Origin of the sequence: Faecalimonas sp. (genome assembly GCA_029264305.1) — a bacterium.
Taxonomy (GTDB): Bacteria; Bacillota; Clostridia; order Lachnospirales; family Lachnospiraceae; genus Faecalimonas.
Genome location: JARICA010000008.1, coordinates 212177 through 227235, shown reverse-complemented (window position 1 = coordinate 227235; position 15059 = coordinate 212177). Strand labels below are relative to the sequence as shown.

Sequence of the window (15059 nt, the reverse complement as noted above, 5' to 3'; positions counted from 1 at the left end):
ATTATTTTACCAATTCTTTTATCTTCTTGTCCATTGCATCAAATGCTTTTTCAGGAGAAAGTTTTCCAAGAACCATCTTATTTATATTATTATAAATTGTATTTGACATCTCTGAATAATAAGCTGGCACCCCTTTTGGAAATGGTGTTTTAATTAATTTTGCCTGTTCAAGCATCGCTCCTGCATTTTTAATTGTTCCATCATCAATTAGTTCTTTGATAACTGCATTTCTTGTTGGAATCGAACTGTTTTGTACATATAATTTTTTCTGTACTTCTGAAGAAGAATACCATTTGATAAATTCTTTTGCTTCTTCTTTATGCTTCGAAAACGCTGTGATTCCAACGGCTTCTGGAAGTGGCATTGTAACTTGAGAAGTACTTTCTTTTCCTGGTAATAAAATCGGTTTAATTTGTCCAACAACACTACTTTCTTCAGGATTATTGCTAATTCCTACAAACTTTGTTGGTCCAACCATAAAACTTGCTTCGCCAGAAGTAAGTTTTCGATAACAGTCCATTCCCGAAAAAGTTTTTGCTGCTGGATCAATCAATTCTTCCTCTACTAACTTTTGTTCAAATTTCAATGCATCTAGTACTGTATCCTTATTTAATGTTCCTGATTCATTAAATACTTTACCATTTCTTGCAAATGCAAGCCAAATCATAGAAGTTGTCGCTGATTCATCTGCATTTACAGGTAGCGTAAATGGATACTTTGTTACTCCTGATTCTTTTAATTTTTTTAATGCTGCATAAACCTCTTCCCAAGTTTCTGGTGCTTTCTCAATTCCAGCTTTTTTGAAATGGTCTATATTATAATATGCAATTCGATAATCATTGGCATATGGAACTGCCAATACCTTATTATCTATGGTGAATGTTTCTAACGTAGGCATATCTTCTTTGTCAGCTTCACTCATCTCAATAGGTTCTAGCCAACCAGCACTATTCATTTCACCTACCCAAGACCAGTCTACTTCAACTACATCAGCTGCTGCTTCTCCTCCTGCTGCAGCAATAGAAACTTTATCTCTAATATCATCCCAACTTACTTCTTGTACATTCACCTTAATTCCCGATTCTTTTTCAAAGTCTGCTAAAAGTTCTTCTCCTGGATTTCCCCAATCTGGAATCATAAATGTAATTTCTTTTTTATTATCTTTATTTTTTTTCGATGTTTCTTGTTTACCGCAACCTATTGCCATAGTCCCGATAATTGCCACACATAAAAGAATGCTTATCGTTTTTTTTATCATTTGTTTTCTCATCTAATTCCTCCTTTTGTGATCTTTTTCTACATTATTATAACCTAATATGCTTTTCTATAAAACTATTTTATAAAATTACTCTTCTTCCTCGTCATCATCTTCTCCTGTCAATCGCAAAATATCATTGACATCCTCTTCCGTCATTTCCATATAATCTGCTAGTTCCTCTAATGTTGGTTTTCTCTCTAAATCTTCTGTAAGATTTTTTAAACTTTCATCTAAAAAAACTACTTTTTCTACCATTTTACTATCCTGATGTCTCATTTCTTCCTGTTCTTCCACAAACAATTGTATCATTTGGCGAATTCCTTCAATTATTTCTTTTTCTGCTGTTTCTTCCTTTTCTAACGCTAGCACCAAACCAACATTTCCTTCTTGAATTAAATCTCCAATAAAAAATGCTGGTGTATACATTTCTTTTGCAATTTCGACAACTGTTTGATAGTATTCTTTTAATTTTTCTTCTCTTACATTCATTGGTATCAAAGAAGACATCTCTTCCATATATGTTTCTAAGTATCGCTTGTCCTCTTCTGAAAAGACGCACTCTTCTTTTTCTACAATATTTCCTCCTTTTTTCGCATAACCAGTTACGGCTATCTTTTGCGATAAAAGATAGTCGCATACTAGTTCCATTTGTTCTTCTGAAAGAACATCCTCTTCAAAATATTTTTCTACATCTTCCATTGCCAATACATGATGTTTTTCTTTCCCTAGTGTTAAAATTCCATTTAACTTTTCACGAAACTGTAATTTACCACTCATTTTATTTCTCCTATTCTCCTAACTTACAATAATTGTTGGATATCCTGCTTGTTTTAAACGTCTTTCCATACGAACTGCGTCTTCCAGTGTGGAATATTCCCCTACCCTTACTCTAAAAAATCCATTCCCTTGTTCAATATATGCTGGATATTCTTGCATTTGCAATTCTTTTAGCAATTCTTCAGCATATCTTCTCTGACGATATGCGCCTACTTGCACTTTATATTGCATTTCTTTATTCATGTCAGATGGCATAAGCGTATCCTTAATGCCCTCAGCAATTGCATTTGCTATATCATCAAAAGACTGATCAAACAACTGATTATCTTTATCAGAATTAATAAATCCCGCCTCCACTAATACTGCTGGCATTTTGGTTCTTTTCAGAACAATCAAATTCGGTCTGGCATGAACACCCAAATTTACAAATCCTATTTTTTCTAATTGTGCATTGATATTCTTCGCCATCTCGTATTTAACTCCAGATAAATTGTATATAAGGCTTTCTACTCCTAAAACTTGATTATCCATTGGATATGAATTTCGATGAATAGATACAAAATAATCTACTCCCGCCTCATTTGCTTCCATCGCCTTTTGGTATGGGGATTCATATATATCCGTTGTTCTTGTATATTCTACATCAAAACCTTGATTTTGTAAAACCTCACCCACAGCTAATGTTAGTTGTAATGTATCATCCGCTTCTCTTCTTCCTTTATATATTGCACCTGGGTCTTTTCCACCATGTGCTGCATATTATTTGTGCAATATAGAAAAATCGACAGAACTTTCGTCCTGTCGATTTTTACTCTTGATCAATTAATGTCTTTTTCTTAATCCCAATAATGCAAGCAATGCTGCTCCTAAACTTCCGAATAATATTGTAACTGGAGCTGCGTCTGACGTCTTTGGTGCATTATTTTTTGAATCTGATTTGTTATCATTTACTTTATCTTGTTTTTTCAATACAAGTTTTTTCTTATATTCTTGAATTACCTTCACTGCATTATTTACTTCTTCCTGTGTTGACACAGCATTTTTATAAACTTCTTCTCCTAGTCGAACCTGTTTTTCAAAAGCCATATAACTATCTTCTGTATATAGCGCTTTATCCACAGTTTTAGCATCATTCAAAACTTTTTTCAATTCTGATTTATCCACTTTGATTTCCTGCTTATTATTAGGTATATCAAATGCAACTTGAGAAGTCGTATGGGTTCCGGCTAATGTATTCCGATATAACGAATAATATGCTGAGGCAGACCAACTAAAATTCTTTGTATGAAGTCCTTCTCCTGTTAACGGATTGTAATTTTCTCGAATCGGTCCATCACCAAGAAGTCCTTCTGCATTTTCAAATAACTTATATGTCATTGCTTTTGCTTCTTTTACATATCCATAGTTCTGTAAAGCTTCAACACCATACATAGCCTGATCAAGCCATACAGGTCCTCTCCAATATTTGTCCGCAGCAAATTTCGGATTATCTTTTGACGCTGTAGGAAATGGCACTTTCAAATTAAATTTATTTCCATCAACTATATTATCTTTTACCTGTGCGGCCATTTCCTTTGTTGCCATCTTTGCCCATAAAGGAATCCAACCTTCTGTTCCTTTTCCACGATTTACTAGCAATTTTTTCTCACTACCATCTGCATTTATCTGAAGATCATAATAGAATCCCGTCTCTTTATCAAACATTTTTTCATTGACATACTTTAATAAATTATCCGCTTCTTCTTTATATTTTTCTGCATCTTTTTTGTAGCCTAATTCTTCAGCAATAGAAGCTAAAAATCCCTTTTCTGCGTAGAGATACGCATTCAGATCTACAGATTCCTGATTAATAGAATAACCAACTACATCTCCCTTTGCATTCTTATTTTCATACACTTGAACCCCAACATCACCTTCTCCGCTTCCTTCAACATCAAAGCGTGTTGCATTATCCATACCACTCTCCCATGCTGCTGCTTCAATAATTGCTTCTGCATCAAACAATGGTTTACCATTTTCATCTTTTTTTACAGTGTCATCTTCATTATATTGATAGTGCGCAGGATGCACCATTGCACCATATTCTGCAACACCATTTTTATCAACATCTCGATTCGTATACCACCAATTATGATAAGCAACTAATTTTGGATACATTTCTTTCAAAAACGATTTATCTTGTGTCTGTTTATATACATTAAATACTGACCATGCTGCAAGTGCTGGCTTTGAATTTCGTTCATTCCAATTGCCGCCATCTCCTCCACGAGATGAATCCTGATTATAAAAAATACAGTCTATAATTGTTCCCACATCCTGTGGACGAACCGCATCATTGCTTTGGATTTGATAATCAAAAAGTGCTCTAATATTATCTTTTGCCAATTCCCCGTTAAATACAGAAGCACCTACTGCTTGTTTCCATGAATCCCATGCCCACATACCAATAAACCACTGATATGACATAGATGGTACAACACCATCGTGCTTAATAGCACCTGCTGCACTCCTCCAGTTTGTCATCAATGTTTCTATTGATTTTACCGCTGCATTTTTATATTCTTTTCCAACCGCTTCTTCTCCTGCAAATGTTTTGTCTAAATATCCTTGCCAACGAATATTATTCTCTTCAAAATATTTGCTACCATTCTTTAACATATCTTTTGTTTTTGCCTGTTCCCTTTGCATTTCTTCATCTGTAAATGTATAACTTTGTGTAGACCAAGTTGTAAATGTTTCCCCAGGCTTCAATTTAACGGACTCATTCATCACACTTTCATAAGTTGTTCTGTCATCACTTACTTTAGTTGTAACAGGTTGAGCAAAACAAATTTCAAATTTATTTTCTTCTGTTGTAAACCAACTCCATGTAGAACGAATCTTTTTAAAATTAACCTTCACTCCATTTTCTGTTTCCTCAAGACTTGTTCCTAGAGACGAAGCTTTCTTCCCGTACGTTGTGAAAATTTTCCCTTCCCATTTCACTTTCAATTCCATTTCTTGATCTGTAATATTTTCCACATTAAATCGAATTAACGCTGTACGATTACTTCCATAAATCAATTCCATTTTTAAGATAAATTTTTCCATTTCATAGGATTGTACTAATCTTCCAGGATAATATATTGCATCTACTTTTTTAGCATCTGCAAGATTATATATTTCACCATTAACATCTGATAATACAATCTTACTAACTGCATCTGATAAATTTGCTGGATATTCTTCTCCTATAATAACTGGACCTGCGAATCCTCCATACAAATCTTTAGCTGCCTTATCATGAAGATAATAACCATGCCATGCACCTAAGTCGGCAAAATTATTGTATTTATTTGTACTATACGTTCCGTAGATTACTTCTGATGGATCTGCACAAACATTCAATACATTCGCAAAATCTTCCACTTTGTACGACGTTTCTGCCATAGTAGGTACAACTGGAGTTCCCGCAACTACTAACGCCGTAGCACAAACTACACTTAAAGTTCTTCCTAAAAAATGTTTTTTCCTCATTTTTCTTCCTCCGTTTTCCAGATAATATTTCCTATATAGATGTTATCATTTATGTTTGATTTTTTCAATTGGAGCGCCTTATTTTGTTTGTTTTTGTTCGTTTTTAACAATTTTTATGTTTGAAAATTGTAAGTAATTTTAATACGATGGTCCTCGTAAATAATAATTTTGTCTACCATTTCTATAATAATTTCCCTATCAAGTTCTTTAATATCCTTTAACTTTAGCAATTCATCTTCCCATTTATCTTTGAATTCTATCTCTCTACCTTTTAATAATTCTAATTGCTTTTCATAAAAAAGTTTTTTCTTCTTATATTTTTCTCGATAAATTAAACATTCCTGCTTTGTAAGGACTCCTTCTCTATAATCCTCATACACAAACTGTCTTAATTTTTCTATTTTCTCTAACTCTTCTTTTATCGCAATACTATTATTTTCTGTTCTTTTCTGCTCTTTTATTTCTTTTTTCATTTGTTCACTTGTAAGTTCCTGTAAACTCTCTACGTTCTCGAGTATTTCTTTTAAATCTTTTAAAAGAATATTTTCCAAAATTTCAAAAGGAACCCAATGTGGTGTACAATATTTTTTCCCATTTCGTTTATAAGTCCCACAACAAAAGAAATACTTTTTGTTTCCACTAGCAGACTTCCAATATGTTTTTGTCATAGTTCTCCCACAATCTCCACATTGAAGAAAACCTGCAAAAATATTTGTATTTTTTTTTAATCCTACATCTTTTTGCCTTTTTTTCAAAAGATTCTGTGCTTTATCCCATATTTCTTTATCAATAATTGGTTCATGGGTATTCATAACCCGTATCCAGTTATCTTTTTCTACTACCTTCTGTTTATTTCCCATATGCTGATGTTTTTTCCCTTGCACCATATTTCCTATATACATTTCATTTTGTAATATAAAATTCACAGTTGAATATGTCCAATAACAAGTAGATTGTAACCGATTTCCATTTTTATAATTTTCTCCTTGCTTTTTTTTATATTCAGAAGGAGAATCAACTTCCATCTCGTTTAATTGCTTTGCAATACTTTGCTTCCCATATCCTTGTATATACATAAAAAATATTTGTCTTACAATTTCTGCTGCATACGGATCTACAATCAACTGATTTTTATTAATGGGAGATTTCTTATATCCGTAACTTGCAAATGCTCCAATAAATTGTCCTGTTTTTTGTTTTATTTTTATTGTTTCTTGAATTTTATTCGATATATCTCTTGCATACTGCTCATTAAATATATTTTTAATGGGAAGTAATAAATCATATTCTCGTTTAAAACTATCAATATGATCTGTCACAGCAATAAATCTCACGTCATATTTAGGGAAAATTTTTTCCAAATATCTTCCCGTTTCTATATAATCTCTGCCAAAACGAGAAAGATCTTTTACAATAACACAATTTACTTCTCTGCTCTCTATATCTAACAACATTCTCTGAAAACTTGGCCGATTGAAATTTGTTCCGGTAAATCCATCATCAATATAAATATCATAAAGTGTAAATTCTTTCTCCTCTTTTATATATTCTGTCAAAATCTTTTTTTGGTTTACTACACTATCACTTTCTTCTTTATCTCCATCTTCTCTCGATAGCCTGATATAAATACCCACACTAAATATACTCATTTTTCTCTTCTCTTACTAATTTTTGTATCCAAGTGAGATTTCATAATACGAATAAGCAATTCTTCTTTTGAAAACTTTGACAGAAATTCACGTTCTACTGTATATTTTATTTCTTCTTTCTTATTCAATATATGCCCTCCTAATATATTACTTACTTTTAACATACGATGGCTCTCTCCTCTTTATGTGCATTTACATTATTTTTCGCAATCTCTATCCGCCATGCCCTGCATCAAGCATAATTGAAATTGGCATATCTAAACTTCACTCCTTTCTTTTCCATAATACAATATGCTCTAAAACAAATAACGTGAAAAAAGATACCTTTTTGACATTGTCAAAAAGGTATCTTTTTCATAGTAATATATTATCTATTCTCAATATCTGAAATCATACTCACACGTCTTTGATGGCGATCCCCTTCAAATTCTGTGTTTAACCATTCTTCCACAATCATTTTTGCTAATTCGATACCAACGACTCTAGCACCAAATGCAAGAATATTTGTATTATTGTGTTGCTTTGAAAGTTTTGCTGAATATGGTTCACTACAAACAACTGCACGAACACCTTTTACTTTGTTTGCAGCAATGGAAATTCCCACTCCTGTTCCACAAATTAAAATCCCACATTCTACATCTCCATTTACAACAGCACGTCCAACTTTTTCTCCATAAATTGGATAATCACAACTATCATTTGTATCTGTTCCATAGTTTACTACTTCATGTCCTAACTCTTCCAAAAAAGCAACAATCTGCTGTTTCATCTCTACTGCTGCATGGTCATTACCAATTCCAATTTTCATTTCTTGTTCTCCTTCATTCCAAAGTATATAATCCGTTTACGCTTGAATTATACCATTTTCATGTTTTTTTTTCAATCCGATGAATTTTCTCTTTTATACAGCTAATATAAATGGTTTTTCTTCTATTGTAAAAACAGGAAGTTTAACTCCATACACCTCTTTCAACAATTCTTCTGTCAAAATTTCCTCAGGTATTCCTTTTCCGATGATTTTTCCTTCTTTCATCGCCATAATTTCATCACTATAATACAAAGCTTGATTAATATCATGTAATACCATAACTATAGTTAAACCATATTCTTTATTTAGTGTACGAACTAATTGTAAGATTTGTATTTGGTATCTTACATCTAAATATGTTGTTGGCTCATCTAAAAGCAATAAATCTGTATCCTGTGCAAGTGCCATTGCAATCCAAACTCTTTGCCTTTGTCCTCCAGATAATTTTGAAACTGGACGATTTCTATATTTCTGTATCTTTGTCACTTCCATAGCCCATTCCACTTTTTCTTTATCTGTTTCGCTTAGTCTAAAACTACCTGCTTTTCTATGAGGAATTCTTCCATATCCAACCAACTTTTCTACACTTAAATCATCCAAAACTGTATGATACTGATGTACAATAGCAGCTTTCTTTGCCAAATCTTTTAATTTAATATGTTGAAGATTTTCTCCGTATAACTTTATCTCCCCTTCTTCTGGTTTTAGATTCTTACTTAATAATTGAAATAAAGTAGATTTTCCACAACCGTTGGCACCAATCAAAGTGGTAATTTTCCCTTTTTGCAGAGAAAATGACATTTCCTGAATCACTCTATGTTCTCCATAGGAGAAGGATAAATTTTGTACTTCATAAACAGTTTTCTGATTACTCATAGTTCTGCTTTTGCCCTCCTTAACAGTAAAATAAAACTTGGTCCTCCAATAACCGCCATAATCACCGCTGCATTAATTTCATGCGGATAAGCAATTGTACGCCCTACAGTATCTGCAAGCAGTAAAGTAAAAGACCCAAGAAGCATTGTGTATGGTATTAACACTTTATGACTATTCCCTACAAGTAGTCTTGCAATATGTGGAACTAACAATCCAAGAAAACTAATACTTCCAACAACCGCTGTACTAATTGAAGCTAAAAGAACTGCTACCGCCGATACAAGAATACGAACTGTATTCACTCTAATTCCAAGCGAAAGTATTGTTTTATCTTCCAAACCCAAAATATCACATTTCGTTGAAAATACAACAGCTAATAAAAGTCCAATCACTGTATAAACTAGAAGCATTTGAAAATCATCCCAAGTTTTCATCGTAATATTTCCATTTACTATACTTGCAGCTCCACTATAATTAGCTCCCATCATACTTTCTCCTGCTGACATAAGCCCTGTAAAAAATGCATTTACAGCTACCCCGGTTAGTATGACACGAAGCGGACTTAATTCTCCTTTCCACGAAAGAATATAAACTATTGAACAGGCAAAAACACCTCCCAAAAATGCAAAAACCGGAACCGCCAAGTACAATGATGGTGCAAATACAGTTACAAGTATTGCTGCCATTCCAGCTCCCGAACTAATCCCCATAATTCCTGGATCTGCCAATGGGTTTTTCATAACCGCTTGTAACATTACCCCGGATACAGCTACCGCTGCTCCAGCAAGCATAGCAATAAAAATTCTCGGAAAACGAAGGGAGTATATCGTTGCTACTGTTTCATCATACTCTATAAATAATCCTTTAATAATCTGCCCTGGAGACGCTTTTAAACTTCCTGTATTCACAGCAACAAGGAACAGCATAATTAATGCTGCTCCTGTAACAAGAAATGAAATCATTTTTCTCCTTTTGCTAATCACTTTGTTTCCTCCTAATACAAATATGTTTCTAATTCTTGCAGTGCCTCTTTATAGCGGAAATTTGCGCTCATTCCAAATTTCCCATTATCTAAATCATACACTTTTCCATTTTTCACTGCATCAAAATGCTTCCAAATATCATTGGTTTTAAATTCTTCTGCAAACATTTTTTTAACTTGTTCTGGAAGAGCATGTGAGGTACGTAAAATTATATCTGGTTTTTTCTTAACCATATCCTCTGGATTGATATTTAAAAAATCTTTTCCATCACCATCTCCATATACATTAATCCCTCCCGCAAGTTTCACGAGACTTCCAGCATAACTGCTTTCTGTCGCTACCACATAGGATCCAGGAAGTCCCATCAACAAAAGTACTGTTGGTGCTTTTTTCTCTTTATGCTCTTTTGCAAACTCAGCTTTAAATTGTTCAAATTCTTTATAAAGTTCTTCTGCTTTTTTTTCTTTTCCAAGCATTTTCCCAAGTTCTAAAATGGATTTATACATCCCTTCCGTACTTTTCAAATCCAAAAAATAACTTTTGACTCCTATGTTTTCATACTGAGATTTTAATTCACCTTCCAATGAATTCGGAGTGAAAACAATGTCCGGTTTTAATGATTTTAAAATTTCCATATCTGGAGCCATTGGAGAACCAACATGTTTAACACTTTCATAACGTTTAGGAAGCGTGTAACTATCTGTTTTCGGAACGCCCACCACATTATCCCATTCAAGTCTATCTAAAATCTCACAAGTTGCTACAGATGTTGCTACAACTCTCTCTTTATTCGTATTCTTTTTCGCATTCTGCTCCCCTGACTGATTTACACATCCTGTCAAAAACAACGCAGAAACTACTACAGCAATTAGCGCTCTCTTTTTCATTTCTTATTTCCTTTTCTTTATAAATACAACTGCTGAGCCGATAACAATTACAGCCACAATACCAATAGCAATTGTTCCTGTTGAATTTTTTTCTTCAGATTTTGTTGTCGTTTTTTTCTTATCCTCTTTTGGCTTTTCAGGTGTAGTTTCCTTTGATTTTTCTTCTTTTGATGCAGGTTTTTCTTCTGCCTTAATCATTTGACTTACAAAATTCCCATTTCCTTTTTGAGCTGTTTCCATCTTCAATTTAATAAAAAACTGTACGTCTCTTCCCATTGGTTCTACAAACAAAATAGGACTAATATAATTTTCTGCTGCATCTACTTCAAATCGATAATGATTACAAGTGTCTCCATCTCTTTCACATGTTCCTGTTTGTGTAAGTTCTGCATTTCTATATTTCCCATCATTTCCTTTGATTTGCATACGAACATTTTTTACATTGGAAATCAACCCAATCCCAAGAGTAACATATGTTTTTCCATTTGATTGTTCTACCAGAGCATTGTCTTCTACAATACTATCTGCCATGCTATCGCCAAGAGCGATGTTCGTTCCTCCATCTACCGTTTTATTTGTTTCTGGATTTGCATAAGATGTTGTTCTTCCAACTGTGTAAGCCCCATCTTCCATGGCATAAACTGAAATAGGAAGGGCTGCTAATACAACAGCTAGCCCTACCCCTAAAATAGTTTGTTTCCATTTCTTCATACTTATCTTGCCTGTCTCTTTCTGTAAACGACTACCACACCTGCTACTGCTGATAAAAGCATAGTAATTAAAAATGCGGAAGAATTACTGTAATCTCCTGTTTTTGGTGCATTTGAAGCTCCGTAACTACTTTGAACGGATGGTTTTGTTACTTGAACAGAAGAAACTTGTTTTAATGCTGAATAATTAATACGAAGTCTTGCATCAATATCTTGATTTCCCATAATAGCTACACGTGGATTTACTTTGACTTTAAGAAATTCATTTGTATTTGGTAATGTGAATGAGAAGCATACTGGATTTCCTTTTGCATCTCTTTTTTCTACTTTTGCATTTACATAACTTCCATTGGCTCCCATTATTTTCAACTCTTGAAGACTCGCTTCAATATTTCCAAGTTTCATTGATTTTGTGTAAATATACATTGTTTTTACACCATTTTTAACAACAATTCTTGCTGTATTATTTAAAGACTGTGCTGCCATAGAAGGCTGATTGTTTATAGCATGCCATAACCATACTGGGACTTCATAAGTTCCGTCTTTTAAGTTATTTTTATCTAATGCTGTATTACCTGTATTTGTATTTGGTTTTGCATTGTTATTTGCGTTGTTGTTTGTATTGTTGTTTGTATTATTATTTGTATTATTGTCTGTACCATTGTTAGAAGCTGGTTTCTTTTTTAATCCTTTAACCGCAACTTCAATATTTGCTGCCATTTGATTTACTCTATCTTGTTCATTTTCTTTCAATCCACGAACAACTGCTTGTAACGCATCCTGTAATGCTTTCACTGTTCCATCTGTATATTGTGTTAAATCTTTTGGAACTGATGCGATTGCTGCATCTACTTTGCTGTAATCAGCATCTGCTAATTCCTGTACCAATTCTAATTTTGCTCTTAAATCTTTTAAAGAAGCAATCATACCTTTTACTTCTGTTGCAGATGCTTTTCCACTTGTAAGCAAACTATTTGCTTCTTTTCTTTTTGCATCAAAAGCATTCCAAGATTGTTCTGTATATTCTTCTTTTTTCAACTGCTCATAAGATTGCAACAATGTTTTTAATTCGGTTGTGTCTACTTTCGCTTTTGAAAAATCTAATGTCATTGTTACTTCTGTAGGTTTTGGTTTGCCACCACCCATGAAATGATCCATAAAATCTACTGTAATATTAAATTTGCACTCTCCGCTATCAGAAGGCTTGATTGGGAATTTTATTGTTTTAGGCACTTCAATATTTTCAATTTTTGATGGATTTCCAAATGTAGTAGATGATTGCTCATTTTTATAAGATAAATATTCTGCTCCTTCTACAGTTAAAATGTTTGCATGATATTTTCCCATCATATCAATAACCATATGTTTATTCTCAACAAGAGCTGTCATATTTCCATTTTCATCTACATTTACCTCTGCACTGTCTCCAAACGCTTTGTTAAACGCTGTATTTACAGCAGCGATTGGTGCTTTACTTTTTAAAGATGTAATTGGAACTACATATTTCCCAGCTCCTAATTTGTCAGCAGCCTTCACTACTGGCACTTGTGTTAAACTAAATGTACAAACTGCAGCCATTGCAAGCGCAGCTACCCTTTTTGCCATTGATTGTATGGTCTTATTTTTCATATGAATATCCTCCTCCTTATTTAAGTTGCTTTGAACTATTTTTTATTAGTTCTCGCTAACCATCGGGCATTAAAAAATGCAACCGAAATTGCTGACTAAACTGTACCATAATTTTTTTTAAAATAAAAATCTTTTTTTGTTGCAAATTGCACTTATTTTTCTTTTTTCCTTTTTCACTTCGATAATTATCATATTTTTCTTTTTGTTGCAAATAGCAACTTTTTACGCTATATACATAGTAAACAAAAGCATTTCTCTCGCATTTTCATGATGAATTTGTATCCATATTTTCCCAAACAATATTCGTCCTTTATCATCTGCCATACTTTTAAATCGAACACAATTTGCTTTAAAAGATAATAATCGTCCCTGCCGTTCCATCTCTTTCCATTCTTTTCCATCCCAATATTTAAATTGATATTGTCTATGTTCATCGAGCATCTGTAGAAAGACTTTTCCATTTTTATTTTGAATATTCAAAACACATGGATCAACAAACTCCTCATTCCACACTGAGATTTCTCTTTCCAACTCTAATTCCCTTTGAAAAATAGTAAACGGGATTGGATAATTTCCATCTGGATACCTACCACTTAAATAATCTCCATCAAACTCCATACCCTCTCTAAAACTAAATTTTACCCGTTTTGCAACTTCTTCTTTTTTCAATGCTTCTAATGTTTCTTCTTTGCAGTATGCTACTATAGTCGCTGCATCTTCTCTTGCTACTTCTTGTGAAATACCTTTTTCTAAAAGATGATTGATAATCATTTCCACTTTCTGACTATATTCATTCGCCTTTGCTTTTCCTTTTCTAGTCAAAATTGGTTTCCTTCTATCACTTTTATCTAAGAGTCCTTCTTTTTCCAAAGTAGACAATATACGACTAACTGCATACTTTTCCACTCCCAATGTTATTGCTAGATTTGTCACATTCCACTGCTCTTTTTCATTGTGAAAACAAATCAATACCTTTACTTTCAATACATCCATATTTTTTTCCTCTAAAAGTGTTCTTATTCTATTGTAAATTTTTAGTAATCTCCTAAACGATAACAAATTCCTATTTATTTGTCAATTCATCATGTTTCCCTTGTCTATCATGCATCTAGGTAATATAATAATGATGAAATATGAAAAGAATATGAGGTAATTAATCATGATAAAATTAGTCGCAAGTGATATTGATGGAACACTATTAAAATACGGCGAAAATACATTAAATCCAGAATTATTTGACATTATACGTCAATTAAAAAAACAAGGGATTCATTTTATTGCAGCAAGTGGAAGACAATATGCAAGTCTTCGCAAACTTTTTGAACCTGTAAAAGACGAAATTTCTTATATCACAGAAAATGGATCTCTCTGTATACATGAAGGAAAAGTAATTAGTCGTGGAACAATTGATCGAGAATTAGGATTACGTATTTTTGAAGAAATCAAAAATCGAGAAAACTGCGATGCTGTTCTATCTTGTGAAGATTCATGTTATATCGAGACGAAAGATAATGAATTCCTTCGTCACCTTGAAGAAGATATGGGTAATAAAGTAACATGTGTAGATGATTTAGCTTCTGTCACTTCTCCATTTTTAAAAATTGCTATTTTTGATAATGCAACACCAGATGAAACTTTTTTACATTTTCGAAAAAAATTTAAATCTGATATTAAAGTCGTAACTTCTGGGAACGAGTGGGTTGATTTCATCTCTCCCGAAGCAAATAAAGGAAGTGCTCTTCAAGTTTTTTTAGACCACTTTCATCTTGTTCCAGAAGAAACAATGGCATTTGGTGATCAACACAATGACATTGAAATGTTACATCTTGCTGGTGAGGGATATGCTATGTCAAATGCTGCTCCAGGTGTAGCTTCTCATTCTACGTATGTTACAGATTCTGTCATAGATACATTAAAAGAATTACTATAATAGATAAAAGGGTATCTCCACGATACCCTTTTTCTA

The 15059-nt window shown here is 33.2% G+C and carries 13 protein-coding genes and 1 pseudogene; 1 reads left to right on the top strand and 13 read right to left on the bottom strand.

Going from position 1 to position 15059, the window contains the following annotated elements:
- Position 1: 1 nt before the first annotated feature.
- The 13 genes and pseudogenes from ACY2U7_RS01725 to ACY2U7_RS01665 form a co-directional block, all read right to left on the bottom strand.
- Entirely contained in the window at positions 2-1270 is a 1269-nt protein-coding gene (locus tag ACY2U7_RS01725) for a sugar ABC transporter substrate-binding protein (protein WP_461812666.1), read from the bottom strand.
- Positions 1271-1345: 75 nt separating this feature from the next.
- Positions 1346-2035, bottom strand: coding sequence for a sigma-70 domain-containing protein (locus ACY2U7_RS01720; protein ID WP_461812665.1), 690 nt, complete (start codon positions 2033-2035; stop codon positions 1346-1348).
- Between the two features lie 18 nt (positions 2036-2053).
- Positions 2054-2791, bottom strand: a pseudogene (locus ACY2U7_RS01715) (N-acetylmuramoyl-L-alanine amidase); the annotation flags it as partial.
- A gap of 66 nt (positions 2792-2857) precedes the next feature.
- Positions 2858-5551, bottom strand: a complete 2694-nt coding sequence (ygjK, locus tag ACY2U7_RS01710) for an alpha-glucosidase (RefSeq protein ID WP_461815735.1) — start codon at positions 5549-5551, stop codon at positions 2858-2860.
- A gap of 113 nt (positions 5552-5664) precedes the next feature.
- Positions 5665-7200, bottom strand: a complete 1536-nt coding sequence (locus ACY2U7_RS01705; RefSeq protein ID WP_461812663.1) for a recombinase family protein — start codon at positions 7198-7200, stop codon at positions 5665-5667.
- A complete protein-coding gene (locus tag ACY2U7_RS01700) occupies positions 7197-7328 on the bottom strand; it encodes a hypothetical protein (protein ID WP_461812662.1) in 132 nt (43 codons plus the stop codon). Before ACY2U7_RS01700 ends, ACY2U7_RS01705 begins: the two co-directional genes overlap by 4 nt.
- Before the next feature lie 239 nt (positions 7329-7567).
- Entirely contained in the window at positions 7568-8008 is a 441-nt protein-coding gene (gene rpiB, locus ACY2U7_RS01695; RefSeq protein WP_461812661.1) for a ribose 5-phosphate isomerase B, read from the bottom strand.
- A 93-nt stretch (positions 8009-8101) separates the two neighbouring features.
- Positions 8102-8884, bottom strand: a complete 783-nt coding sequence (locus tag ACY2U7_RS01690) for an ABC transporter ATP-binding protein (protein ID WP_461812660.1) — start codon at positions 8882-8884, stop codon at positions 8102-8104.
- Positions 8881-9867: a FecCD family ABC transporter permease gene (locus ACY2U7_RS01685; protein WP_461812659.1), complete on the bottom strand. Its 987-nt coding sequence runs from the start codon at positions 9865-9867 to the stop codon at positions 8881-8883. The genes ACY2U7_RS01690 and ACY2U7_RS01685 overlap by 4 nt, the downstream gene beginning before the upstream one ends.
- An 11-nt stretch (positions 9868-9878) precedes the next feature.
- Positions 9879-10754: a heme ABC transporter substrate-binding protein IsdE gene (isdE, locus tag ACY2U7_RS01680; RefSeq protein ID WP_461812658.1), complete on the bottom strand. Its 876-nt coding sequence runs from the start codon at positions 10752-10754 to the stop codon at positions 9879-9881.
- 3 nt (positions 10755-10757) lie between these two features.
- Positions 10758-11465 carry a heme-binding Shp domain-containing protein gene (locus ACY2U7_RS01675; RefSeq protein ID WP_461812657.1) on the bottom strand — a complete coding sequence of 236 codons (708 nt, stop codon included), beginning with the start codon at positions 11463-11465 and terminating at the stop codon, positions 10758-10760.
- A gap of 2 nt (positions 11466-11467) precedes the next feature.
- Positions 11468-13093 carry an NEAT domain-containing protein gene (locus ACY2U7_RS01670; RefSeq protein WP_461812656.1) on the bottom strand — a complete coding sequence of 542 codons (1626 nt, stop codon included), beginning with the start codon at positions 13091-13093 and terminating at the stop codon, positions 11468-11470.
- Between the two features lie 222 nt (positions 13094-13315).
- Positions 13316-14086 (bottom strand): helix-turn-helix domain-containing protein, encoded by a 771-nt coding sequence (locus ACY2U7_RS01665; RefSeq protein WP_461812655.1) that lies wholly within the window; start codon positions 14084-14086, stop codon positions 13316-13318.
- Between the two features lie 166 nt (positions 14087-14252).
- Here ACY2U7_RS01665 and ACY2U7_RS01660 point away from each other — a divergent pair, with 166 nt between their 5' ends.
- Complete coding sequence (locus ACY2U7_RS01660; RefSeq protein ID WP_461812654.1) at positions 14253-15023, top strand: HAD family hydrolase; 771 nt, start codon at positions 14253-14255, stop codon at positions 15021-15023.
- Positions 15024-15059: the final 36 nt, after the last annotated feature.